The 22,971-nt window shown below is 69.8% G+C and carries 18 protein-coding genes, 6 tRNA genes, 1 pseudogene and 1 riboswitch; of the genes and pseudogenes, 14 read left to right on the top strand and 11 right to left on the bottom strand.

Annotated elements, in window-relative coordinates; translation table 11 throughout:
* Positions 1-69: 69 nt before the first annotated feature.
* On the bottom strand, positions 70-321 hold the full coding sequence (locus OHB13_RS17485; RefSeq protein WP_164263978.1) for a DUF3073 domain-containing protein: 252 nt from the start codon (positions 319-321) through the stop codon (positions 70-72).
* 279 nt (positions 322-600) lie between these two features.
* Positions 601-1,725, bottom strand: a complete 1,125-nt coding sequence (locus tag OHB13_RS17480; protein WP_328380317.1) for a Leu/Phe/Val dehydrogenase — start codon at positions 1,723-1,725, stop codon at positions 601-603.
* A 155-nt stretch (positions 1,726-1,880) separates the two neighbouring features.
* On the opposite strand from OHB13_RS17480, the gene OHB13_RS17475 reads away from it, so the two are divergent.
* A complete protein-coding gene (locus OHB13_RS17475; protein WP_266855412.1) occupies positions 1,881-2,741 on the top strand; it encodes a hypothetical protein in 861 nt (286 codons plus the stop codon).
* 479 nt (positions 2,742-3,220) lie between these two features.
* Positions 3,221-3,427 carry a developmental transcriptional regulator BldC gene (gene bldC, locus OHB13_RS17470; protein ID WP_003949541.1) on the top strand — a complete coding sequence of 69 codons (207 nt, stop codon included), beginning with the start codon at positions 3,221-3,223 and terminating at the stop codon, positions 3,425-3,427.
* 471 nt (positions 3,428-3,898) lie between these two features.
* On the opposite strand, the gene OHB13_RS17465 is transcribed toward bldC, so the two are convergent.
* The 3 genes from OHB13_RS17465 to hrpA all read right to left on the bottom strand — a co-directional run bounded on the left by OHB13_RS17465 (position 3,899) and on the right by hrpA (position 8,495).
* Positions 3,899-4,111, bottom strand: a complete 213-nt coding sequence (locus tag OHB13_RS17465) for a DUF6274 family protein (protein WP_328377730.1) — start codon at positions 4,109-4,111, stop codon at positions 3,899-3,901.
* Between the two features lie 201 nt (positions 4,112-4,312).
* Positions 4,313-4,387, bottom strand: a tRNA-Asp gene (locus OHB13_RS17460).
* A gap of 166 nt (positions 4,388-4,553) precedes the next feature.
* Positions 4,554-8,495, bottom strand: a complete 3,942-nt coding sequence (gene hrpA, locus OHB13_RS17455) for an ATP-dependent RNA helicase HrpA (protein ID WP_266855414.1) — start codon at positions 8,493-8,495, stop codon at positions 4,554-4,556.
* 100 nt (positions 8,496-8,595) lie between these two features.
* Here hrpA and OHB13_RS17450 point away from each other — a divergent pair, with 100 nt between their 5' ends.
* Complete coding sequence (locus OHB13_RS17450) at positions 8,596-9,663, top strand: ABC transporter permease (RefSeq protein ID WP_266855415.1); 1,068 nt, start codon at positions 8,596-8,598, stop codon at positions 9,661-9,663.
* 55 nt (positions 9,664-9,718) lie between these two features.
* Here OHB13_RS17450 and OHB13_RS17445 read toward each other — a convergent pair.
* The 4 genes from OHB13_RS17445 to OHB13_RS17430 all read right to left on the bottom strand — a co-directional run bounded on the left by OHB13_RS17445 (position 9,719) and on the right by OHB13_RS17430 (position 11,920).
* A tRNA-Phe gene (locus tag OHB13_RS17445) sits at positions 9,719-9,792 on the bottom strand.
* Between the two features lie 18 nt (positions 9,793-9,810).
* Positions 9,811-9,885: transfer RNA gene (locus tag OHB13_RS17440), tRNA-Asp, on the bottom strand.
* Between the two features lie 39 nt (positions 9,886-9,924).
* Positions 9,925-9,997 (bottom strand) — tRNA-Glu (locus OHB13_RS17435).
* A 324-nt stretch (positions 9,998-10,321) separates the two neighbouring features.
* Positions 10,322-11,920 carry a metallophosphoesterase family protein gene (locus OHB13_RS17430; protein ID WP_328377729.1) on the bottom strand — a complete coding sequence of 533 codons (1,599 nt, stop codon included), beginning with the start codon at positions 11,918-11,920 and terminating at the stop codon, positions 10,322-10,324.
* A 75-nt stretch (positions 11,921-11,995) separates the two neighbouring features.
* Between OHB13_RS17430 and OHB13_RS17425 the strand changes: the two genes are divergently transcribed.
* The 6 genes and pseudogenes from OHB13_RS17425 to OHB13_RS17400 all read left to right on the top strand — a co-directional run.
* Complete coding sequence (locus tag OHB13_RS17425) at positions 11,996-12,346, top strand: metallopeptidase family protein (RefSeq protein ID WP_266855421.1); 351 nt, start codon at positions 11,996-11,998, stop codon at positions 12,344-12,346.
* 162 nt (positions 12,347-12,508) lie between these two features.
* A complete protein-coding gene (locus tag OHB13_RS17420) occupies positions 12,509-13,138 on the top strand; it encodes a hypothetical protein (RefSeq protein WP_328377728.1) in 630 nt (209 codons plus the stop codon).
* A gap of 184 nt (positions 13,139-13,322) precedes the next feature.
* Entirely contained in the window at positions 13,323-15,590 is a 2,268-nt protein-coding gene (locus tag OHB13_RS17415; protein WP_328377727.1) for a DEAD/DEAH box helicase, read from the top strand.
* Between the two features lie 233 nt (positions 15,591-15,823).
* Complete coding sequence (locus tag OHB13_RS17410; RefSeq protein WP_266855424.1) at positions 15,824-16,198, top strand: VOC family protein; 375 nt, start codon at positions 15,824-15,826, stop codon at positions 16,196-16,198.
* A 132-nt stretch (positions 16,199-16,330) separates the two neighbouring features.
* Positions 16,331-16,406: transfer RNA gene (locus OHB13_RS17405), tRNA-Lys, on the top strand.
* Between the two features lie 116 nt (positions 16,407-16,522).
* A pseudogene (locus OHB13_RS17400) lies at positions 16,523-16,728 on the top strand (serine hydrolase domain-containing protein); the annotation flags it as partial.
* 111 nt (positions 16,729-16,839) lie between these two features.
* Here the strand turns inward: OHB13_RS17400 and OHB13_RS17395 are convergent.
* Positions 16,840-18,021, bottom strand: a complete 1,182-nt coding sequence (locus tag OHB13_RS17395) for a PP2C family protein-serine/threonine phosphatase (protein ID WP_328377726.1) — start codon at positions 18,019-18,021, stop codon at positions 16,840-16,842.
* A 200-nt stretch (positions 18,022-18,221) separates the two neighbouring features.
* Here OHB13_RS17395 and OHB13_RS17390 point away from each other — a divergent pair, with 200 nt between their 5' ends.
* Positions 18,222-18,644 (top strand): STAS domain-containing protein, encoded by a 423-nt coding sequence (locus tag OHB13_RS17390; protein ID WP_328377725.1) that lies wholly within the window; start codon positions 18,222-18,224, stop codon positions 18,642-18,644.
* Between the two features lie 110 nt (positions 18,645-18,754).
* Here the strand turns inward: OHB13_RS17390 and OHB13_RS17385 are convergent, their stop codons facing one another.
* On the bottom strand, positions 18,755-19,294 hold the full coding sequence (locus OHB13_RS17385) for a MarR family winged helix-turn-helix transcriptional regulator (RefSeq protein ID WP_328377724.1): 540 nt from the start codon (positions 19,292-19,294) through the stop codon (positions 18,755-18,757).
* A 165-nt stretch (positions 19,295-19,459) separates the two neighbouring features.
* On the opposite strand from OHB13_RS17385, the gene OHB13_RS17380 reads away from it, so the two are divergent.
* The 4 genes from OHB13_RS17380 (at position 19,460) to OHB13_RS17365 (ending at position 22,947) form a co-directional block, all read left to right on the top strand.
* The gene (locus OHB13_RS17380) at positions 19,460-19,867 is read left to right on the top strand and encodes an ATP-binding protein (protein ID WP_266855428.1); all 408 of its coding nucleotides are present in this window, start codon (positions 19,460-19,462) and stop codon (positions 19,865-19,867) included.
* Between the two features lie 233 nt (positions 19,868-20,100).
* Positions 20,101-20,174 (top strand) — tRNA-Met (locus OHB13_RS17375).
* Positions 20,175-20,265: 91 nt separating this feature from the next.
* Complete coding sequence (locus OHB13_RS17370) at positions 20,266-21,495, top strand: PP2C family protein-serine/threonine phosphatase (RefSeq protein WP_405945343.1); 1,230 nt, start codon at positions 20,266-20,268, stop codon at positions 21,493-21,495.
* A gap of 235 nt (positions 21,496-21,730) precedes the next feature.
* Positions 21,731-21,871, top strand: a riboswitch (cyclic di-AMP (ydaO/yuaA leader).
* A gap of 11 nt (positions 21,872-21,882) precedes the next feature.
* Positions 21,883-22,947 carry a M23 family metallopeptidase gene (locus OHB13_RS17365; protein ID WP_328377722.1) on the top strand — a complete coding sequence of 355 codons (1,065 nt, stop codon included), beginning with the start codon at positions 21,883-21,885 and terminating at the stop codon, positions 22,945-22,947.
* Positions 22,948-22,971 lie beyond the last annotated feature (24 nt).

Raw genomic sequence — 22,971 nt, 5'->3', positions numbered from 1 at the left:
GCCCTGGACCGGGTCAGTGTGACGGCGCAGCCACAGGCCGCGCCGGGAAATGCTCTGAGGTGTTGTACGTCAAGCGCCGCGGCGCTGAGACGAAGGACCGGACTCGTCGTCCTCGTCCTGATCCTCGTTATAACGATCCGCGTACTGTGCGTACGGGTCATCTTCCTCTTCGTCGTCCTCGAACGGCTCCGCGTTCGGTGGCTGACTCGTAGGAGATGCGCCCAGCTCATTGGCCAGACGTGACAGGTCCGTTCCGCCGCTGCTGTACTTCAGCTGGCGGGCGACCTTCGTCTGCTTGGCCTTTGCCCGGCCGCGCCCCATGGCTCGACCCCCTCGGTGACGGGGCTCGACGGCCCCAGAGTCTTGACACCCGTTCATGATTCGGAACGGACTCTCCGTGAAGAGTCCGGTCCGTAGGGCTTCAACGGTACCTGCTTCCGCGGCCATACGGTACGCCGTCCGCAGGTAGCGCCGCTTCACAGAACCGGCGAGGAGCCCCGTCCTCGCTGGTCAACTGCGATTTTAACCTCTTCTCGGCGGCCGACCCGCCGACGGGGGTGAGTCACGTCTCCCCGACAGCGGGTCAGTGGGTCCGTACGGTCAGTGACTGCGGGAACGGGCCGCCGCCATGCGCTGCTCGGCGATCCGGTCGGCCGCCGCGGCCGGCGGAATGCCGTCTTCCTTTGCACGTGCGAATATTGCCAGCGTGGTGTCGAAGATCTTCGCTGCCTTCTTCTCGCACCGGCCGAAGTCGAAGCCGTGCAGCTCGTCGGCGACCTGGATCACCCCGCCGGCGTTCACCACGTAGTCGGGGGCGTAGAGGATGCCCCGGTCCGCGAGGTCCTTCTCGACGCCGGGGTGCGCGAGCTGGTTGTTGGCCGCGCCGCACACCACCTTCGCGGTGAGCGCGGGCACCGAGGCGTCGTTGAGCGCGCCGCCCAGCGCGCACGGGGCGTAGATGTCGAGCCCCTCGGTGCGGATCAGCGTTTCGGTGTCGCCGACCGCGGTGACCCGGCCCGGGTGGCTGCCGGTGACGCGGCGCACGGAGTCCTCCCGTACGTCCGTGACCACCACATCGGCGCCCTCGGCCAGCAGATGCCCGACCAGATGGTGGCCGACCTTGCCGACGCCCGCGACGCCGACCTTGCGGCCGCGCAGCGCGGGGTCGCCCCACAGGTGTTGGGCGCTGGCCCGCATCCCCTGGTAGACGCCGAAGGCGGTCAGCACCGACGAGTCGCCCGCACCGCCGTTCTCGGGGGAGCGGCCGGTGGTCCAGGCGCACTCGCGCGCCACCACGTCCATGTCCGCGACATAGGTGCCGACGTCGCAGGCCGTCACGTACCGCCCGCCGAGCGAGGCGACGAACCGGCCGTAGGCCAGGAGGAGTTCCTCCGTCTTGATCAGCTCGGGATCGCCGATGATCACGGCCTTGCCGCCGCCGTGGTCCAGGCCGGCCATAGCGTTCTTGTAGGACATTCCGCGGGCGAGGTTCAGCGCGTCGGCGACGGCTGCCTCCTCGTTCGCGTACGGGTAGAAGCGCGTGCCGCCGAGGGCCGGGCCCAGGGCGGTGGAGTGGATGGCGATCACGGCCTTGAGGCCGGAGGCGCGGTCCTGGCAGAGGACGACCTGCTCGTGCCCACCCTGATCGGAGTGGAACAGGGTGTTCAGCACGTCCACACGGGCGCCCGGGGCGCCCGGGGCGTCGGGGACGAGTACGCCGGTCATATCGGTCACGGTGGTGACTCCCAAGTACGAGGCGGCGGCCCTCTTACGGGTGGAGAGGGCCGGATGGCAGCAGATTAGGCCCTGCGCGTCCACGGATCAGGCGCAGTGCCGAGGATCACCCCCTCGTGGCGCAACGACATGGGACGATTCACCTTATGGCGGTGGTGTCCTCAGTGATCGTCCCCTATACGTCCTACCTGCGGGTGTACGAGCCCTTGGCGGCCTTCCCGGAGGCCGAGCGCGACCACTGGGCCCGCTATGCGCGGCGCAGCGACCTGCCGACGGCGCAGGACGAACTCCGGCGCTCGCTGGCCGATCTGCTGCCGACGCCTCCCGTCGCCGTTCCGGTGCACGAGAGCGCCGACGCGTTCGTGGCCGAGCTGGACGGAGTGGTCTGCGTCTGCCCCTGGCGGACCAGGCTGCGCGGCTGGCAGGCCCTGGAGGCGATGGCGGGGCAGTACCCGGAGCCGGTGCTCGACGTGGTGCTCCCGCCGGTGGTGCGCCTCCAGGCGGTCGCCGACTACGGGCGCTGGCTGGAGCGGAACCCGGACGCGCGGCCGTGGATCCGCACCACGGTCTGGCATGTCCCGGTGCGCTGGTTCACGCTCTTCGACGACGAGGAACGCGAGTACGAGAAGGCCGGTCCCGGCGAAGGGACGGCCGCCGGGGCGCCGCCGGTCCTGCGCTACCGGACGCCGATGGTGCAGGCGAGGCGCCGGCTGGCCCGGTCGCTCAAGACGCTCAGGGAGCACTTCGAGGAGGGGCCGCTCACCGAGGGGCTGGTCGACGTCGGGAAGTGGCTGGAGGACTTCCACCCCAGGTCGCTGGTCGAGCTCGACTACGGCGGCCTGGTGCACGCCCTGTCCGACGAGCAGCTGGAGGAGGACCGGTCGGCCGCCGATGTGGCGGCGGCGGTGGCCGCGCTGCGCGCGGGCGACGAGGAGACCGCGGACGCGGCGTACGAGCGTCTCGCGGACCGCTGGCGGGCCGTCCGGGCGAGGCAGACGGCGAACTGACGGGGTCGCTCGTCCGGGGGACCGCCCGGGTCGGGGACCTAGGTCCTGATCCGGGCCTTTGCGTCAAGCGTGACGGACCGCACTAACTGGGGTCTTGCGCCCATCCCCCACCCTCGTGTCAAAATAGGACAAGGAGTCCGGGGAGGACTCCGTCCGTCCAAGTAAGGGCGGATTCCTCGGCATTGCACTCTATGGGGGGGTCTGATGACTCCTGATGACCATGTGACTGATCGTCACTGGGGCGTGACTGTCCGCTATGACATGGTCCATCGGGCTTCGGCCGCTGATGAGCACCTGAGAGGGCAATTCCATCGGTTTGGCCGACGTGGCTGGACGGATGGTGTAGTTGTAGTGCCGAAGACAAGCCGTTCGTCCTATAACCGACTCGGCCCGTGTCTGCCATTTCGGGCAACGCGGGTCAAGGTGCAGAATTTAGAGGAAAGAACCGAGATGGTTCGGTTCTCCCGAGGAGGCCGCTCATGACCGCTCGCACCCCTGATGCCGAGCCGCTGCTGACCCCGGCTGAGGTTGCCACGATGTTCCGCGTGGACCCGAAGACGGTCACTCGCTGGGCGAAGGCGGGCAAGCTCACGTCCATCCGAACGCTGGGTGGGCATCGCCGGTACCGCGAGGCTGAGGTCCGTGCTCTGCTCGCGGGTATTCCGCAGCAGCGCAGCGAGGCCTGAACACCCTAATAAATCGGGCGTTTTCGGGTCTCCCAACCTGATTCGCCCCGTTATAGCTCCACTTGACGGCCGTCCGCCCCAACGGACTTCCGTTTTTGATCGCGCTGGACTCCGCCGGGTCCAGCGCGATCTTTTTTGTGTCGCGCCCCACTCGGCGCCGTACGGGACTGTGGCGGTCCGCCCGCCGGCCGCCCGCAAGGTGCTCGTACGGGGCCGTCTGCCGGGCTCTCAGGGCCTGTTGGGGACCGCCCGATTCCGCCCTGTCGTCCCGTTGTCGGTGCGGCGCCGGAGGCTCAGCGTGTGCCGCCGGTTACGTCTCGCACAGAAGTGCAATTGCACATATTAAATTGGGCTGTTGTAGGGAGGGGTTAAGTTCACTACTTTTCAAAATTGTTTGCGTGACACCCGTCACATGGCAGAGCACTTGCCAAACCTGAGCCTGTCACGGAAAGACCCGGCGGGCGGCATGGTTCACCGGCGTGCCGGTGGACGTTCCTCTGGGTTCGCGGCGTTCGCAGCGTTCGCAGCGTTCGCAGCGTTCGTGTCGGGCGCAGACGGCTCCATGGCGAGCCGCAGCAGCCGGTGGCAGACCGCGCAGTGCCGGGTGAGGTGGCGGTAGCCCACAGCGGCCGCCAGGTGGGCCCGTAGCAGTGCCCGCGTCTCGTGCCGCGTCGCCGTCGTCATGCGCCGACCTCCTGCCGCCGTCCGGGGCCCCGCCGCTCCGAATCCCGGCTGCCCTGCGAACCTCTGCTGTCTGAGTACCCGCGTGCGGGACGCGCCGTCAAGACGCGTGCGCGGGCGGCAGTGGTCCGGAACGGCAGCCGGAACAGCAGAAGGGCCCGCATCCGGTGAGGATGCGGGCCCTTCTGCTGTGTTGTTCTACTGCGGTCCTGACGGGATTTGAACCCGCGGCCTCCACCTTGACAGGGTGGCGAGCACTCCAAACTGCTCCACAGGACCAGGTTTCGCAGCCCCTCCGTACGAGAATCTCGCACGGTGTTGCTTCCGTTCGGCTGCGAGACAGACTGTACAGGAGGTCGGGCCCCCCGGTCGAACTGGCTGCGGGCCGACTGCGGACTGCGCTGAGGACCGGCTGCGGATGCGCTGCGGGCCGGCTGCGGACAGCTCAGCGGACCCCGGCGACCACCGCGTCGATCGCCTTCACGATGCGCTTGTCGGAGACCGTCTGCGCCGTGCCGAGGGCGTGCGCGAAGTAGCTCACCCGCAGCTCCTCGATCATCCAGCGGATGTCGAGCGCCTCCTTGGGCACCGGCCGCCCCTGCGGCAGCTGCTCAAGCAGCCACGCGTACTCGTCCTGCATCTCGTGGACCTTCTCCATCCGCGTGGTGTCGCGCTGGACGGCCGTCGGCATCTGCTGGAGGCGGCGGTCGGCCGCGACCAGATAGCGCATCAGGTCCGGCAGCCTGCGCAGTCCGGTCGCGGTGACGAAGCCCGGCTTGATGAGCGTCGCCAACTGGGTCCGTACGTCCGCCAGGTTGGCGACGAGCACCAGGCTGGTGGTGGACTTCAGCCGGCGCTCGGCCGCCTGCCAGGCCGCCAGGATCTGCTGGACCTGGTCGACCGTCCTGATGGTCGTCTCGACGAGGTCGGCGCGCACCTTCTCGTACAGCTTGCGGTACGACTCCTCGTCCCAGGCGGGCCCGCCGTGGTCGGCGATCAGCTGGTCCGCCGCCGCCATGGCGCAGTCCTCGAAGAGCGCCTGGACCGAGCCGTGCGGATTGCGGGACAGGGCCAGTTTCGCCTGGTTGCTGAGCCGGTCGGACGCGAACTTGGCCGGGTTCACCGGGATGTTGAGCAGGATGAGCCTGCGGGTGCCCCGCCACATCGCCTGCTGCTGTTCGGCCTGGGTGTCGAAAAGCCGTACGGACACGCTGTCGCCCGCGTCGACCAGGGCCGGGAAGGCGCGGACCGGCTGGCCGGCCCGCCTGGTCTCGAAGACACGGGAGAGCGTGCCGACCGTCCAGTCGGTGAGCCCGGTCCGCTCGACCGACTCGCCGGCCGGGCCCGCCGTCGCCGCTGCCGCCTTGGAGATCGCCTGGCGGGCCTTGGGGCGCAGCCGGAGCTTGAGCGCTTCGAGGTCCTTGTCCTCGGCCACGTTGCGGCGCCGCTCGTCGACGATCCGGAAGGTGATCTTGAGGTGGTCCGGCACCCGGGAGAGGTCGAAGTCCTCGGCGGTGACCGGGACGCCGACCATGCGCTGGAGCTCCCGGGCGAGCGTCAGCGGCAGCGGCTCCTGGAGGGGCACCGCGCGGTCCAGGAAGGCTCCCGCGTAGTTCGGCGCGGGCACGTAGTGGCGGCGGATCGGTTTGGGCAGCGAGCGGATCAGCTCGGTGACCACTTCCTCGCGCAGCCCCGGGATCTGCCAGTCGAAGCCGTCGGGTGTGACCTGGTTGAGCACCTGGAGCGGGATGTGGACCGTGACGCCGTCCGCGTCCGCGCCCGGCTCGAACTGGTACGTCACCCGGAACTTCAGCTTCCCCTGCCGCCAGGAGTCCGGGTAGTCGTCCTTGGTGACGGCCCCGGCCTTCTCGGTGATCAGCATCGAGCGCTCGAAGTCGAGCGCCTCGGGCTCGTCCCGCTGCTTGTGCTTCCACCAGGAGTCGAAGTGGGCGCCGGAGACGACGTGTTCGGGGATCCGCCCGTCGTAGAAGTCGAAGAGCGTCTCGTCGTCCACCAGGATGTCGCGGCGCCGTGCGCGGTGCTCCAACTCCTCGACCTCGGCCAGGAGCTTGCGGTTCGCGGCGAAGAACTTGTGGTGGGTGCGCCAGTCGCCCTCGACCAGGGCGTTGCGAATGAAAAGTTCCCGGCTGGTCTCCGGGTCGATCCGGCCGTAATTGATCTTGCGCTGGGCGACGATCGGTACGCCGTACAACGTGACCCGCTCGTACGCCATCACCGCCGCCTGGTCCTTCTCCCAGTGCGGCTCGCTGTAGGTGCGTTTCAGCAGATGCTGGGCGAGCGGTTCGATCCACTCCGGCTCGACCTTGGCATTGACCCTGGCCCACAGCCGTGAGGTCTCCACCAGCTCGGCGGACATGATGAAACGCGGCTGCTTCTTGAAGAGCGCCGAGCCGGGGAAGATCGCGAACTTCGCGTTCCGGGCGCCCAGATACTCGTTCTTCTCGGTGTCCTTGAGCCCGATGTGCGAGAGCAGCCCGGCGAGCAGCGAGGTGTGCACCGCCTGCTCGGGCGCGTCCTCCTCGTTCAGCCGGATGCCCATGGTCCTGGCGACCGAGCGCAGCTGCGCGTAGATGTCCTGCCACTCGCGGATCCGCAGGAAGTTCAGATACTCCTGCTTGCACATCCGGCGGAAGCTGGAGGAGCCGCGCTCCTTCTGCTGGTCGCGTACGTAGCGCCAGAGGTTGAGGAAGGCCAGGAAGTCGGAGGTCTCGTCCTTGAAGCGGGCGTGCTGCTGGTCGGCCTGGGTCTGCTTCTCCGCCGGGCGCTCGCGCGGGTCCTGGATGGAGAGCGCGGCGGCGATGACCATCACCTCGCTCACACAGCCGTTCCGGTCGGCCTCCAGGACCATCCGGGCCAGCCGCGGGTCGACGGGCAGCTGGCTGAGCTTGCGCCCTTCCTGGGTGAGCCGCCGCTTGGGGTCCTTCTCCTTGGGGTCCAGCGCGCCGAGTTCCTGGAGCAGCTGGACGCCGTCGCGGATGTTGCGGTGGTCCGGCGGGTCGATGAAGGGGAACTTCTCGATGTCGCCGAGGCCGGCCGCGGTCATCTGGAGGATGACGGACGCCAGGTTCGTACGGAGGATCTCGGGGTCGGTGAACTCCGGGCGGGCGAGGAAGTCGTCCTCGGTGTACAGCCGGATGCAGATGCCGTCCGACGTACGGCCGCAGCGGCCCTTGCGCTGGTTGGCGCTGGCCTGCGAGATCCGCTCGATGGGCAGCCGCTGGACCTTGGTGCGGTGGCTGTAGCGGGAGATACGGGCGGTGCCCGGGTCGATCACGTACTTGATGCCGGGGACGGTCAGCGAGGTCTCGGCGACGTTGGTGGCGAGCACCACCCGTCTGCCGCCGCCTGACGGGCGCTGGAACACCCGGTGCTGCTCGGCGTGCGACAGCCGCGCGTACAGCGGCAGCACCTCGGTGCGCCGCAGGTTCCGCTTGTTCAGCGCGTCGGCGGTGTCCCGGATCTCGCGCTCGCCGGAGAGGAAGACGAGCACATCGCCGGAGCCCGGGCCCTCGTCCTGGAGCTCGTCGACCGCTTCGCAGATCGCGGTGATCTGGTCCCGGTCGCCTTCGTCGCCCTCCTCCTCCAGGAGCGGGCGGTAGCGCACCTCGACCGGGTACGTACGGCCGCTGACCTCGACCACCGGGGCGTCGCCGAAGTGCCGGGCGAAGCGCTGCGGGTCGATGGTGGCCGAGGTGATGACGACCTTCAGGTCCGGCCGCTTCGGCAGCAGCTGGGCCAGATACCCCAGCAGGAAGTCGATGTTGAGCGACCGCTCGTGCGCCTCGTCGATGATGATCGTGTCGTACGCGCGCAGTTCGCGGTCCGTCTGGATCTCGGCGAGGAGGATGCCGTCCGTCATCAGCTTGATGAAGGTGGCTTCCTGGTCGACCTGGTCGGTGAAGCGGACCTTCCAGCCGACGGCCTCGCCCAGCGGGGTGCTCATCTCGTCCGCGATGCGCTCGGCGACCGTGCGCGCGGCGATCCGGCGGGGCTGGGTGTGGCCGATCATGCCCCGGACGCCGCGTCCCAGCTCCAGACAGATCTTCGGGATCTGGGTCGTCTTGCCGGACCCGGTCTCACCGGCGACGATCACCACCTGGTGATCCCGTATCGCCTCGGCGATCTCGTCCTTCTTCCGGCTGACCGGAAGCTGCTCGGGGTAGCTGACGGTGGGCACCCGGGCAGCCCGGCGCGCCATGCGGGCGGTGGACTTCTCCGCCTCGGCGGAGATCTGGTCCAGCGCGGCCTGCCGGGCCTCTGGTTTACGGATACGGCGGGCGCCCTCCAGGCGTCGGCCGAGCCGGTGCGCGTCGCGCAGCGACAGCTCGTTGAGCGTGGCCTGGATATCAGCGAAGGAAGTAGACATACCTGATCCAGGATCTCACCCTGCGCAACCCGCTGGCGAATGGATTTGAGTGCCCTGATGTGGGCGTGTATGTCCCTAATACGTGGTTTAGCTTGGTTCCATGCCCGACGAGACGGAACACCACGGCGACCGCGGCGCCCACGGCAGGCACCCGACCGGGGCCGAGCGGTGGGAGGAGTTCCGGAAGTCGCCCTTCGTGCCGGCGACCGTGCTGCTGTTCATCCTGGCGGCCGCCGCCGGGCTCTTCGCGGGTTCGTACACGTACTTCATGGCCAACCCGACCCCGCACCGGGTGCCGACCGCCGTCGTCGGCTCGTACGAATCGCCCACCGGGAAGCGGTTCATCGACGGGATGGAGCAGGCGCTCGACGCCTCGCTCGAACTGCATGTGTACCCGACGGACGCCCAGGCGCGGCGGGCCGTGGACCAGCAGAAGGTCTTCGCGATCGTGCATGTGCGGAGCAGTGCGGTGCGGCTCGACGTGTCCGGGGCGTCCGGCGCCTCGGTCGCGCAGGTGCTCGTGGAGTCCGCGCCCGCGGTGGCGAAGGCGACCGGTGTCCCGGTCCGGGTGACGGACGTCAACCCGCTCCAGAAGGGCGATCCGCGGGGGCTCGCGCTCTTCTACATCTCGCTGGCCGCGGTGATCGTCGGCTTCGTCGGCGCGATCCAGCTCTCCGTGCACGCCCGCGGTCTCAACCCGGCGGAGCGCATCGCGTACATCATCGCCAACGCACTGCTCGGCGGCTTCGCCATCGCGGCCGTCGTCGACTGGTGGCTGGGCGCGCTGGATCTGCCGTTCACGGAGTCGTGGCTGATCCTGGCCTTCACGATGTTCACGTCCGGCATGGTCTTCACGATGTTCAACACCCTCATCGGCCGCTGGGCGATGCTCCCCACCTGGGGGCTGATGGTGCTGCTCGGAAACCCGTCGTCGGGCGGTGCGGTGTCCTGGCCGCTGCTTCCGTCGACGCTGGGTCATATCGGGCAGTGGCTGCCGCCGGGCGCCTCGGTCAACGCCCAGCACACCGCCGTCTACTTCGGCGGCTACCAGCACGCCTTCCCGTTCCTGGTGCTCGCGGGATGGTCGCTGGTGTCGTGTGCCGTCTTCTGGACCTGGCGCCACCGGCACCCGGGCGGGCGTACGGTGCTGGGCGGCCGGCGGGCTTAGGGAAGCACCCGGGTACGCGAAAAGCCCCGACGCGTGGTCGGGGCTCTCGAAGCAGTGGCTGGGGCCGGGATCGAACCGGCGACCTATCGCTTTTCAGGCGATCGCTCGTACCAACTGAGCTACCCAGCCACGCAGCCTAGGCTGCAGCGGTCCTGACGGGATTTGAACCCGCGGCCTCCACCTTGACAGGGTGGCGAGCACTCCAAACTGCTCCACAGGACCAAGCAATGTGCGAGAAATATTCTCGCACACAGTTGTGCGTGCCCCCAACGGGATTCGAACCCGTGCTACCGCCTTGAAAGGGCGGCGTCCTGGGCCACTAGACGATGAGGGCTAAGGGCCCGCCTGGGCGCTTTGCAGCGCGTCGGGGACGTCCGAAGCATATGGGATCGCGGCGCGGTTCGCCAAAACGGTTTGGACGGGCCGGCAAATGGGGGGCGGCGTCGCGGGGTCTGGCACGCTCATCTGCGGCGTTGTCGTCAATCAACAACTCCCCCAGCCTCCGGCCGGGGGGACCCCCACCGCGTTGCCTCAATCCTCCGCCTTGCAGCTGGGCTCGGCATCCAAAGATCAATTAAAGAGCCGAGACGGAGTGAGCGAAGCGAACACAGTGCACCAGACCCCGCTCCTCCACCCACCCCCCATTTGCCGGCCCGTCTTAGCGCGACGTGGGCGACGGCTTCGCTCCCGGCAGGTTGTCGTCCGGCAGATGCCTGCTGACCTCGGCCGTCGTCAGGCCCAGGCCGCCCAGCGTGATCTCGTCCCAGGCCTGCAGGCGCCGGGTCGACCGGTCCAGGTAGAGCACCGACGCGAGCACCTTCTCCGGGTGCTTGTTCTGTACGGCGCGCAGCCCGCCGCCGCCCGTCGAACCCTCCACCTTCAGCCGGGTGCCGAGGGGGAGCAGCTGGTTCTCGCGGTGGTGCACATGCCCGGCGAGTACCAGCGGGACCGTGCCGTCCGTCTCGCGGGCCGCCTGGGGCTCGTGCGCGACCGCGATGTCGACGGGGGTGCCGGCCCGTTTCTGGTCCTCGATGGCGGACGCGAGCCGGATTCCGGCCAGCCGCTCCGCCGCGTCGCCACCGGGTACGACCGAGCGGTCCGGGGTGAACTGCGGGTCACCGGTCCCCGCGATCCGCAGGCCGCCGACCGTCACGGCGCTGCCGTTGTCGAGCACATGCACATTCCGGAGGTGCTTCAGATACTTCTGCGTGGTGGCCGAATCGTGGTTGCCGCGGACCCACACGTACGGCGCTCCGAGGTCCGGTACCGGGTCGAGGAAGGTGTTCTCGGCGGCGCTCCCGTGGTCCATCGTGTCGCCGGAGTCGATGATCACGTCGATCTTGTACTGCTTCACGAGCGAGCCGATGATCTGCCACGAGGCCGGGTTGAGATGGATGTCGGAGACGTGCAGCACGCGGATCGTGCCGGGGTCCGGCTGGTAGGCGGGGAGGGTCGACGTGGCGTCGTACAGCTTCGTCACGTTGGTGACGAGGCGCGCCAACTCGTCCTGGTAGACGTTGAAGTCGGTGACGATCGAGCGTGCGTTGCCGACCACCTGCGGTGCGGACGAGAGCAGCCCGGAGAACTTCGGCTCAAGCAGCGACCTGGGGTTCCACGTCGCGTACGCCGTGGCGCCCGAAGCCGCGAGCAGGACGAGCGCGAGACCGCCGGCCGCCAGGGCGCGGCGCGGCCTGCGGTAGACGACCAGGCCGAGCGTGGTGGCGCCGATCACCACGGCGGCGCAGGAGCGTACGGCCAGGTCGAGGGTGCTGTGCTCGACGTCGTGGGCGATCTCGCCCTGGAGGCCGGAGATCCGTTCGGGGTGTTCCACCAGGGCCCGGGAGCGGACCGGGTCGAGGCGGTCCACGTCGACGTCGAGCCGGATGGGTGCCGTGTGCGAGTCGAGTTCGAGTGCGCCCAGCGGCGAGACGTTGATCTTGGTGCCGCCGGTGAGGGAGGGCCGCAGCGTCATGGTGGTGTCCACCGGGCCGACCTGCGACCGGACATTGCCCACGACGAGCAGCCCCAGCCAGGCGCCGAGCAGCACGACGGTCACCATGACGGGGCCCCGGAGCCAGGGGTGCGGGCGGGGGGCGAGAGAGAGTTCGCGTGGTGCGGAACGGGGCCGGGTGGCCGGACGGGTGGTCCAGGTGCGTGGCCGTCGGGCGCGTGGCCCCCCGCTGCGGGCACGGCGCGCGCGCAGTGCCCGGACGGTACGCAGCGCCCGGAGTTGCCGTAGACGGTCGGCGGCGGCCATTCCTGCGGTATGCCCAGGAGGCGGAAGTCCCATGCGGACCCGGCGCATACGGGGGAACTACGGGACAATGGGCGGGTGCTGGAGATGACGCGTGAGGAGTTCGAGGAACTGGTCGCCGAGGCGCTGGACCGCATCCCGCCGGAGCTGACCCGGCTGATGGACAACGTCGCGGTGTTCGTCGACGACGAGCCCGGGTCCGACGACCCGGAGCTGCTCGGTCTCTACGAGGGGACACCGCTGACGGAGCGCGGCGAGTGGTACGCGGGTGTCCTGCCGGACCGGATCACCGTCTACCGGGGGCCGACGCTGCGGATGTGCTCCTCGCGCGAGGCGGCGGTGGCCGAGACGGAGATCACCGTGGTGCACGAGGTCGCACACCACTTCGGGATCGACGACGAGCGGCTGCACGCGCTGGGGTACGGCTGAGCCACGAGCGGCTGCACGCACCGGGTGCGGCTCAGCGGGGGCGGAGGTGACCGTGCGTAGGGACCGGCCGCCGGGCGTGTCCCTTCCGGGGGCCGGGGAGTTGGGCAGGGCGGTCCCACCCGGTCCGTTCCCGTCAGCCCGCTCCCTCCGGAGGTGCGCCCCGTGCGCCAGTTGCCTGTCCCCGCCCGGTTGATCGCCGCCGTGATGACGGTGGCGGCGTCGGCGGGCTGTATGAGCGTCACCGACCACCCCGGCAGGCCCGCGCCGTCCGCCACGAAGGGGACGCAGCGCACGGACGCCCGGCCGGACGGCGCGGCCGCCGCCCCCGACGGCGGTGGGCGCGCCCGGGTGCACGGCGGTGTGGCCGGCGGGAGTGACGAGGGTCCTGACGGGCAGCCGGCGCAGGGGCAGTCCGCCCGGAAGGCCGCGGGCGGGAGCAAGGCCGGGACCGCGGGGAAGGGCGGCGGCACGGAGCCGTCGGCGGATCCGTCGGGGCCCGGTGCTCCGCGGCCGGCCCGGCCCGGACACCCGCGGCCCGGGCGTCCGCCGGGGCACGGCGGCGGGCCGTCCGGCCGTCCCGCGCCCCCCGCCGGCAGCCCCACCCCGCCCGGGCAGCCGTCGGACCCGCCGCGGACGAGCCCGACGCCCGGTCCCGGCAGCTCGCCGCCCGGGGCCACGACGGCCCCGTCGGTCGGGCCCGCCAAGCGGTCCGAAGCGATGCTGATTCCGCTGGCATCGCCGCAGGCCGAGCCGGTGCAGCAGGCCGGGTTTGCCAGGAAGGGGGAAGGGTGAGTATGGTAGTAGATCGTTTGATCCCATTGCCCGGCGCCACTGTGTTTCTTGATCAGCAAGAGACGAAGAGCGCCCCGAGGCGCGTACTCTCCCTTACCGTGACTGGTCCGCATTGAGGCGGTCGAAATAGCGATTCACGGAGTTATGGGCGCGTGCCGAAACTCCGGAAGGTTTCGCATTTCGCATGTCCAATTTCAGTTCTGACCACGCCGTCATGCCCGAGAACGACGAGATCGTCGCCGACGCCGAGGCTGTCGTGGTCGAGGTCGAAGAGGCCGTCGCCGAGGCCGTAGCCGCCGAGGACACCGCCACTGAGGCCGCAGTCACCGACGAGACCGCCACCGGCGAGTCCGTCACCGACGAAGAGCCCGCCGAGCCGACCGTGACCTTCGGGTCGCTCGGTCTGCCGGACGGCATCGTCCGCAAGCTCGCCCAGAACGGTGTCACCGCGCCCTTCCCGATCCAGGCAGCGACCATCCCGGACGCCCTGGCCGGCAAGGACATCCTCGGCCGTGGCCGTACCGGCTCCGGCAAGACCCTCTCCTTCGGCCTCCCGCTGCTGGCGACGCTCGCCGGCGGGCACACCGAGAAGAAGAAGCCGCGCGGCATCATCCTCACCCCGACCCGTGAGCTCGCGATGCAGGTCGCGGACGCTCTCCAGCCGTACGGCGACGTGCTCGGCCTGAAGATGAAGGTCGTCTGCGGCGGTACGTCGATGTCCAACCAGATCTACGCCCTGGAGCGCGGCGTCGACGTCCTCGTCGCCACCCCGGGCCGGCTGCGCGACATCATCAACCGCGGCGCCTGCTCGCTGGCGAGCGTCCAGGTCGCCGTCCTCGACGAGGCCGACCAGATGTCCGACCTGGGCTTCCTGCCCGAGGTCACCGAGCTGCTCGACCAGATCCCCGGCGGCGGCCAGCGCATGCTCTTCTCCGCCACCATGGAGAACGAGATCGGCACGCTGGTCAAGCGCTACCTGACCAACCCGGTCAGCCACGAGGTGGACAGCGCGCAGGGCAACGTCTCGACCATGTCGCACCACGTCCTCGTCGTGAAGCCGAAGGACAAGGCGCCGGTCACGGCCGCCATCGCCGCCCGCAAGGGCCGCACGATCATCTTCGTACGGACCCAGCTGGGCGCCGACCGTATCGCCGAGCAGCTCGTCGAGTCGGGCGTCAAGGCGGACGCGCTGCACGGCGGTATGACCCAGGGCGCCCGTACCCGCGTGCTCGCCGACTTCAAGGACGGTTACGTCAACGCGCTCGTCGCGACCGACGTCGCCGCCCGCGGTATCCACGTCGACGGCATCGACCTGGTCCTGAACGTGGACCCGGCCGGGGACCACAAGGACTACCTGCACCGTTCGGGCCGTACCGCCCGCGCCGGCAAGTCCGGCACGGTCGTCTCGCTGTCGCTGCCGCACCAGCGCCGCCAGATCTTCCGGCTGATGGAGGACGCGGGCGTCGACGCCACGCGCCACATCGTCCAGGGGGCCGGGGCCTTCGAGCCCGAGGTCGCCGAGATCACCGGCGCCCGTTCGCTGACCGAGGTCCAGGCCGACTCCGCGAACAACGCCGCCAAGCAGGCGGAGCGCGAGGCCAAGGACCTCACCCGTGAGCTGGAGCGCGTCCAGCGCCGTGCGACCGAGCTGCGCGAGGAGGCCGACCGTCTGGTGGCGCGTGCCGCCCGCGAGCGCGGTGACGACCCCGAGGCCGCTGTCGCCGAGGTGCTGCAGGCAGCCGAGGCCGAGATCGCGGCCGCCGTGCCGGAGCAGCCGAGGGCGGAGCAGCGCGAGGAGCGCCGCGACGACCGTGGCAACTTCGGACGCCGCGACGACCGGGGTGGCGACCGTGGTGGATACCGCGGCGGCGACCGTGGTGGTGACCGCGGTGGCTTCCAGCGCCGTGACGACCGCGGTGGCGACCGTGGTGGTTTCCAGCGCCGTGACGACCGGGGTGGCAACGGTGGCGGTTTCCGCCGCGATGACCGTCCGTCGGGTGGTTCCGGTGGTGGGTTCCGTGGTGGCGAGCGTCGTGACAACGACCGTCCGTCCGGTGGTTTCCAGCGCCGTGACGACCGGGGTGGCAACGGTGGCGGTTTCCGCCGTGACGACCGTCCGTCGGGTGGTTCCGGTGGTGGGTTCCGTGGTGGCGAGCGTCGTGACAACGACCGTCCGTCCGGTGGCTTCCGTGGCGGCGACCGCCGTGACGACCGCGGTGGTGACCGTGGTGGTTTCCAGCGCCGTGACGACCGCCCCACCGGCGGCCACCGCGGCAGCGACCGTCCGTTCAACCGCGACCGCCGTGACGACCGCCCCACCGGCGGCTTCCGCTCCGGCAGCAGCGACCGTCCGACCGGCCGCCGCGACGACCACCGCACGACCGGCACGGGCACCGGCACCGGTTCGTTCGGCCGCCGCGACGACAAGCCGCGCTGGAAGCGCAACGGCTGACCCACCTGCCCGGCGTGAGCCGGAACCGGTGAGCCGCTGAACCCGGCTGGACCAGAGAAGCGGGCCCCTCCTTCGCGGAGGGGCCCGCTTCTCTGCGTCCGGCGCCGGCCGATGACGTTCGCCGGTGGGTTTCCGCCGATGAGTTCTGCTGCCGCGGACGGTCATGACCATGTGGGCGCAGCACGCGCCCTGCACAAGCGAGCACGACCGAAGACGAGAGGGAGGCACACCTCATGGCAGCCCCGGGCAACATCAACGGACTGGGCGTCATCCTCGGCAGTACGGATCCCGAACCGCTCATCGAGTGGTACCGCGCCGCGCTGGAGCCGCTGGGGGCCCGCTGGGAGGGCCACATGCTCGTTGTCGGGCAGCAGGCGGTCATCGGGTTCGACCGCCGCGACGACGTGGCGGACAAGGCCGCGGAACCCGGCAGGCACCTGGTCAACATCATGGTGCGCGACATCCGTGCGGCCGAGAAGCACTTCAACACGATCGGCGTGACCTGGGTCAGGCCGGTCGAGGACACCGGGGGCGGATGGTTCTTCTCCACCCTGCTGGACCCGGACGGCAACTACCTCCAGGTACTTCAGGGCCCCGTGGCGCCCTGAGCGGGGCGACCTCTGTCCCACGACTCCGCCGACGGCCCGCACGGGCCGCCGGCGGGGTCCGACGTGCCCGGCGGGGGATACCCGATCGGCTGCTGGGCACGCTCCCGCTATGCTCGGGGGGTGCGTCAGCACGGACCGTTAGCTCAATTGGCAGAGCAGTGGACTTTTAATCCATTGGTTGTGGGTTCGAGTCCCACACGGTCTACCAAGAGCAGGAGGGGGAAACCCTCTCTGACCTGCTAGGAAGCGCCTCGATCGGATTCACCCGGTCGAGGCGCTTCTGCGTTTCCCGGCTCGTGCGTGAGTGGATGTGCCCGCATCCTCTTCTCCGCCCGGCTCCTGGGCCAGTGTGCGGAATCGCTGGTGCCTTCACGATCCTGGACGACCTCGCCATGTTCCTTCGCTGCATGCTCGACACCCCGGCCGCTCCGGCAGGGGCCGGGTCCGGCCCGGCCTGGACCACTGAGTCACTGACCGTCCGGACCGGCGAACTGGAGCCCGCACGCGGGCTGTTCTGGCATCCCGCCCCATGCGAGGTTCATCGGCTGGCAGAAGCCGTCACATCGAAACGCTCCGCGTCTCGTCTCCGCGGGCCAGGAGCGGCAGGGGAACGGTGCGGCAGCCACAGCTGAGTGTGGTGCTCAGCGCGTGGTGGGGGTACTGGGGCCGAACCAGTCGAGGCAGACGACCAGTTCGTCGTCGGTTGCGGTGTCGCCCCGATGTTCGGCCAGTTCGCGCAGGACAGCGCGCGGGACTGCTGCGGCCGGCAACAGGCTGGCTGCCTGAATGGCGCGGGCCAGTGACCGTTCGCCGTACGCCTCGGCGTCCCGTCCAGCAGTGGCGTACACGCCGTCGCTCACGATGATCAGGCGGTCCCCGGGGAGCACCCCGAAGTCCTGGGGTACATAGGGGGTGTCCTCGAACATGCCGAGCGGGAACTGCGCCTCGAAAGGGACACGCTCCACGGCTTTGTCACGCTGACGCCACAGTTGCGGTGAGCCGGCGTCGACCACCTGGGCCCTGCCGGTGGCGAGGTCGAAGGAGAGCAGCAGGGTCGAGACGTGCTGTTCGCCGTGGTGCTGAGCGTAGAGGGCCTGGTCGGCGAGGGCGGCCTGGTCGGCTATGTCGATGCCGGCACGGCGTGCGTTGCGCAGGGCGTTCACCGCGAGGTTGGTCAGGAGGGATGCCTGGATGCCCTCGCCCATGCCGTTGGTGACGGACAGGGTGAGGGTGTCCGCTGTGGTGGCCCAGTCGAAGTTGTCGCCGTAGATGGCATAAGCCGGCTCCAGCTGGGCGCCGATGGCGTACTCGTCGCGGGAGCAGGAGCGGCCAGGGAGAAGCTGCCACTGCATCTCGGCGGCGAGGGTGAGCCGGTTGGCCCGGCGGGCCTGGAGGTAAAGGTCGGTGTCGCGTTCGGCCACGACGATCTCGTGCCCCAGGAATGCGGCGAGATCGGTGAGCTCGTCGACGGCCTGGGGCGTGCATCTGCGCTTGGGGAGGCGGACGGTGAGGATACCGAGTCTGTCTCCGCGCACGGTCACGGGCAGATGGAGGTCCACGGCGCCGTCCAGGGCTGCGTACTGCCCGTACGGTTCCTGGCTGCCGAAGGCGCGGCCTTCCGGGCTGGCATGCAGGGACAGCGGGGGCTGGGCAGTGTGGGGCAAGGCGGTCACCGGTTGCAGGACCGTGAGGCCGTAGTCGGCCATGAGCAGGTCCACCGAAGCAGCCTCGTAGTGCGTGATCAGTGCGGCGCGGGCCGCGTCGAGGAGAGCATGCGGCGCCGCGCTGCGTACGGCGCGCTCCACGGCCAGGAAGCCGTTCATCGGCGGCCCGCTTTCGTCATCAGGGGGATATGTCGGACGCCGCAGCGTAGCGGGGCAGCCCGTCCCCCTCCGCAGCGAGTACCACAATCATTGAGCAATGGTAAGTGTTGCCGTACGGCAACTATCGACCCTATGGTGGTGCAGGTCGCACGATGGGGAGAGTCTGTCGGCTTTCGCTTCCACGATCCGAAGGGCCAGTTGTGGATACCCGAAGCACCGTTCAGCACCTGCACCTGGTCACGCATCCCCTTCCGACTGCCGTGCTCCTGGAACTGTCCGGGGAGGTCGACCTCGACTCGGTCGAGCCGCTGCGTCTGGCACTCCACGAGGCGGTCGGCCGCGGCGAGGGGCCGGTCGTGGTGGACCTCTCAGCGGTCGGGTTCGCCGACACCGCGCTCATCAATACGCTCCTGCACGCCCGACTGCGGCTCGGCGACAGGCTTCGTCTCGCCGCGCCCTCGCGGGCCGTCCTGCGACTGCTGCGGATCCTCCGCCTGGGTGGCGTCTTCGCCATCCACGCCGACCAGGTCGCCGCCCTCCACGCCGACCAGGTCGCCGCCCTCCGCGACGGCCCGGTGCCAAGTGGCAACCAGGTCGCTGCCCCGGCCGCCTCGCCACGGTGACGCAGAAACCGTCCATCTGACGGGCCTGCAGGAGGAACTCCCCGGGGTTCACCAGCCCGCCGACGTTGGCGTGGAACGTAGGCACGCAGGCAGGCACTCCGGTCAGGAGCTCAGGCCGGGCGTACGATCCGCAGCCTGGAGTCGTCGAGGGTTTCGTCCCGTGGCTCGCCCGGCTCGTCGCCCGCGAGGCTGTTCCCGTCCACGGCGGAGGCGGCAGCGTCCCGGAATGCGGTCAGTCCCGCTGTGAGCTGGCGGAGCGCTTCGGGGGGCATGGCTTCCAGTACGGGGCGCAGCTCGTCCGCCTCGCGCTCCTTGACCTCATCGAGCAGGGCCCGCCCGTGCCTGCTCAGATACAGTTCGAGTTCCCGGCGGCTCGCGGTGCTCAGTCGCCGCTCGACCAGGCCGGCGGCCTCCAGCCGGTCGCACAGTCGGCTCGTCGCGGGCGCACTGGATCCCAGAGCTTCGCCGAGGGCCCGCAGATTGCCGCCCTCCAGCCGCCCGATCGCCAGCAGCGCCCGCATCTGTGATGCCGAAACGGGTCCGGCCGGGGCGTTGCCGTGGGCCCTGCCCCGAAGAACGCCGAGCAGCCCTGTGACCTCGGTGGCGATATCCGCCAGTTCCGGGGCCTGCGTCGTAGAGCTTGGGCGCATCGTCCTACTGTGCCACTTTCGAGGCGGCCTTGTCAGTACGCGGCCGGGGGCACAGCACCGGTTCCTACGCCCCGCACGGGTCCCTTGTGGCGGAGTTAGACCCGGGCCGATGGGGGCAGAAGCACGGTTCACGAGACCAGGACTTCTCCTCGATGGGAGTTCAGTATGGGTCAGTCAAATGTCATGGAGCGGCGCACCGGCCACGCGCAGCGGACGACGTGCCCGGCCACGGTGGCCCGGGCACGCGACGACATGCGTGAGTTCGTCTCGGAGCTGTCGCCCGCCCCCACCCCCGAGTGCACGGACAACGCCGTTCTGGTGGTCTCCGAGCTGGTCACGAACGCACTGCGGCACGCGGGAGGGCTTACCGCTCTGCGACTGGCCGCGGACCGCACCACACTGGAGGTCACCGTGGAGGACCCCAGCCGCGCCATGCCGCGGGAGCGCGCGCCGGACCTCAACGGGGCCGGGGGCGGATTCGGCTGGCCTCTGGTCCGTTTCCTCGCGCGTACGGTCGTTGTCAGCCACTGTCCCCAGGGCGGTAAGAACGTACGCGCCGTCCTCTCCCGTTGACCCGTAGTCCCACACGGTCTACCGCTCCACAGGCCCCTGTCCTGCGCGTGAATGCGCAGGACAGGGGCCTGTGCGCGTGGGGGGAGGGGTGTACGTCAGGTGGGTGGGCCCGAACTGCCTTCAGCCACCGGGCAGTTGCCGTCGCCACCCTGGCCGGCCGGCTGCCGTGGGCGCGGGGTGCCGGGTCATGGTCAGAACCACCCCCGCGCATGGCGTAGAGTTGGGTTTACCGACGCGGGGTGGAGCAGCTCGGTAGCTCGCTGGGCTCATAACCCAGAGGTCGCAGGTTCAAATCCTGTCCCCGCTACTCAGATCGAAGGCCCAGCACTCACGTGCTGGGCCTTCAGTCGTTTCTCACCACCGCCCCGCCCCGCTCTCCCCCACTTGGCCGACGCCGAATCGCACACCGGCGTCGGTGCGGCCAGCCTGGTGGGGCGCGGTACCGTCCGCCGCTTTACGGACCGGGCAGGAGGGTACTGGTGGGGCAGCGAGAGGACTCGGGCCGGGCGCGCAGGTTCGTCCGGGCGCTGCCTGCCGTGCTGATCGCGGGCGGGGTGGCCTTCGACCAGCTGACGCCGTCCGCGTTCACCGCTGCCCCGTTCTTCGTCGCCGCGCCGGTGATCGCGGCCCCGCTCTTCTCGTACCGGGCCACGCTGATCACGGGGATCATCGCGGTGCTGGCGGTCGTGGGGCTGCACGGCTACGACGACACCTCGGCCAAGGCCTCGGCGATCACGGAGATGATCACCGTCGTCACGGTGTCCGTCGTCGCCCTCATCATCAACCGCGTCATCCGGGTCAGCGGCGAAGAACTCGCGTCGGCGCGCGTGGTGGCGGAGACCGCGCAGCGCGCCGTGCTGCCGGTGCCTTCCGAGCGGATCGCCGGGCTGCACATCGCGGCGCGGTACGAGGCGGCGCAGGCCGGCACCTTCATCGGCGGCGATCTCTTCGCCGTGCAGGACACCCCGTACGGGGTCCGGCTGGTGATCGGTGACGTACGGGGCAAGGGGCTCGGCGCCGTCGAGGCTGTGGCTGTGGTGATCGGGGCCTTCCGGGAGGCCGCCGAGCAGGAGGTGACGATCGAGCGGGTCGCTCAGCGGCTGGAGCGTGCGCTGACCCGTGAGGGCGTGCGGCGGGAGGGACTTGACGCCTTCGAGGGGTTCACCACGGCGGCGCTCGCCGAGATCCCGCGCAGCGATCAGGGCTTGATCCGGCTGCTCAACCGGGGCCACCCCGAGCCGCTGCTGCTGTACGCGGACGGGGGCATCCACCTCCTCACGCCGGCCGATCCCGCCCTGCCGCTGGGGCTGGCCGATCTGGCGGCCTGGCCGGACCAGGCGGACGAGACGGAGTTCCCGCCGGGGGCCACGCTGCTGCTCTACACCGACGGCCTGTCCGAGGCGAGGAACGCGCAGGGGGCCTTCTACGAGCCGCAGGAGCGGCTGCGCGGCCGGATCTTCCCGGGGCCCGATGAGCTGCTGACGGCGGTGACCGACGACGTGCGGCTGCACACGGGCGGGCGCTCCACGGACGACATGGCGCTGCTCGCGGTGGGCCGTCCGGGCCAGGGGCAGCCGGACCGGCGCAGGACCGTGGAGATCATCCACCGCGAACAACACGATCCGTAATCGAAGAGCACCCCTCTGCACAACACCGCATAACATTTGACGCACTATCAGAATCTCGATGTTTCCCGGTGGCTTCTGAAGGGTGATCAAGTCGCCCGAATCCGCCCCTTTATGCCCCGGTAAGTACAGGCCAAAGCCGTTAACGATCAGTCGGAACAGCTTGGAATCCGGCCCTCGCGTCTATTAACGTTCGATAACGCAGCGCGGTTGTCCCAGTCGTCGCAAGAGGCGGCACCGTGCGCACGCGCCGAATCCCGCAAGGGAACCGGGGAACCACCAATTGGGGTGAATCGGGCTTCTCCGTAAGGGCTGCCCGTAGGAGACCTTCCTGCTCCGAACCCGTCAGCTAACCCGGTAGGCGGTAAGGAAGGAAAGGAGTGCGCCTCCGTGGCGTCCAACAACCCTGCCCCCGAAACGCTTTACTTCCCGAACGACGATGCTCCCGGTTTCGGCGGTGAGGACGGCGGCACATTCGACGAGTGGAACCCCACTGAGGATTCCCTCCGTTCGGTCCGCGGTAAACACCGGGTCGCCAAGCAGCGCGGCGGACTCGCCCGCAGCTCGACGGTGCTCGGCGTCGGCGTGATCGCAGCCGTCGGTGCGGGCGGCATGGCCAGCGCCCAGAGCAAGCCGCCGGTCGCGATCTCCCTCCCCGACCTTCCGCAGTCCGTCAAGGACAAGCTGCCGGATGCCGAGTCGCTGCCCGGCGTGGGGACGCTGATCTCCGACCTCGACGGCGGTTCGTCGGACCACAGCGGTACGGAGACGGGCGCCGCCGACGCGGCGCTCAGCACCGCTGCGGCCACCGGCAAGGGCAGCGGGGACGCGGGCGAGGCCCTCCGCGCCCGGATCCTCCAGCAGGCCGAGCAGCAGCAGGGCGCGGTCGACGACGAGGCCAAGGCGGCAGCCGAGAAGGCAGCCGCGGACAAGGCGTCGGCGGAGGCCGCGAAGAAGCAGGACGAGGCGGCGGCCAAGGAGAAGGCGGCCAAGAAGAAGGCCGAGGCGGAGGCCAAGGCCAAGGCGGAGAAGGAGCGGCTCGCCAAGCTGGCGGCCAGCTACTCGCTCCCCGTCTCCTCGTACACCCTCACCTCGCGGTTCAACGACGGCGGTTCGATGTGGTCGTCGGGCCACCACACCGGCCTCGACTTCGCCGCCCCGACCGGTACCCCGATCAAGGCCGTGCACAGCGGGACGGTCAAGTCGGCCGGCTGGGCCGGGGCGTACGGCTACCGCACGGTCATCACGCTCGACGACGGTACGGAGCTGTGGTTCTGCCACCAGTCCTCGCTGGGGGTCAGCGCCGGCCAGAAGGTCAGCACCGGCGAGGTCATCGGCAGGGTCGGAGCCACCGGCAACGTCACCGGCCCGCATGTCCACGTGGAGGTCCGGCCGGGTGGCGGCGACCCGATCGACCCGATGACCTGGCTCCAGGGCAAGGGCCTCAACCCGTAACTCTCAGCCCGTACTCTCAGCCTG

The organism is Streptomyces sp. NBC_00440 (assembly GCF_036014215.1).
In the GTDB taxonomy this organism is placed as follows: domain Bacteria; phylum Actinomycetota; class Actinomycetes; order Streptomycetales; family Streptomycetaceae; genus Streptomyces.
The sequence above is the reverse complement of the archived record's forward strand: the minus strand, read 5'-3'. Positions and strand labels throughout refer to the sequence as shown.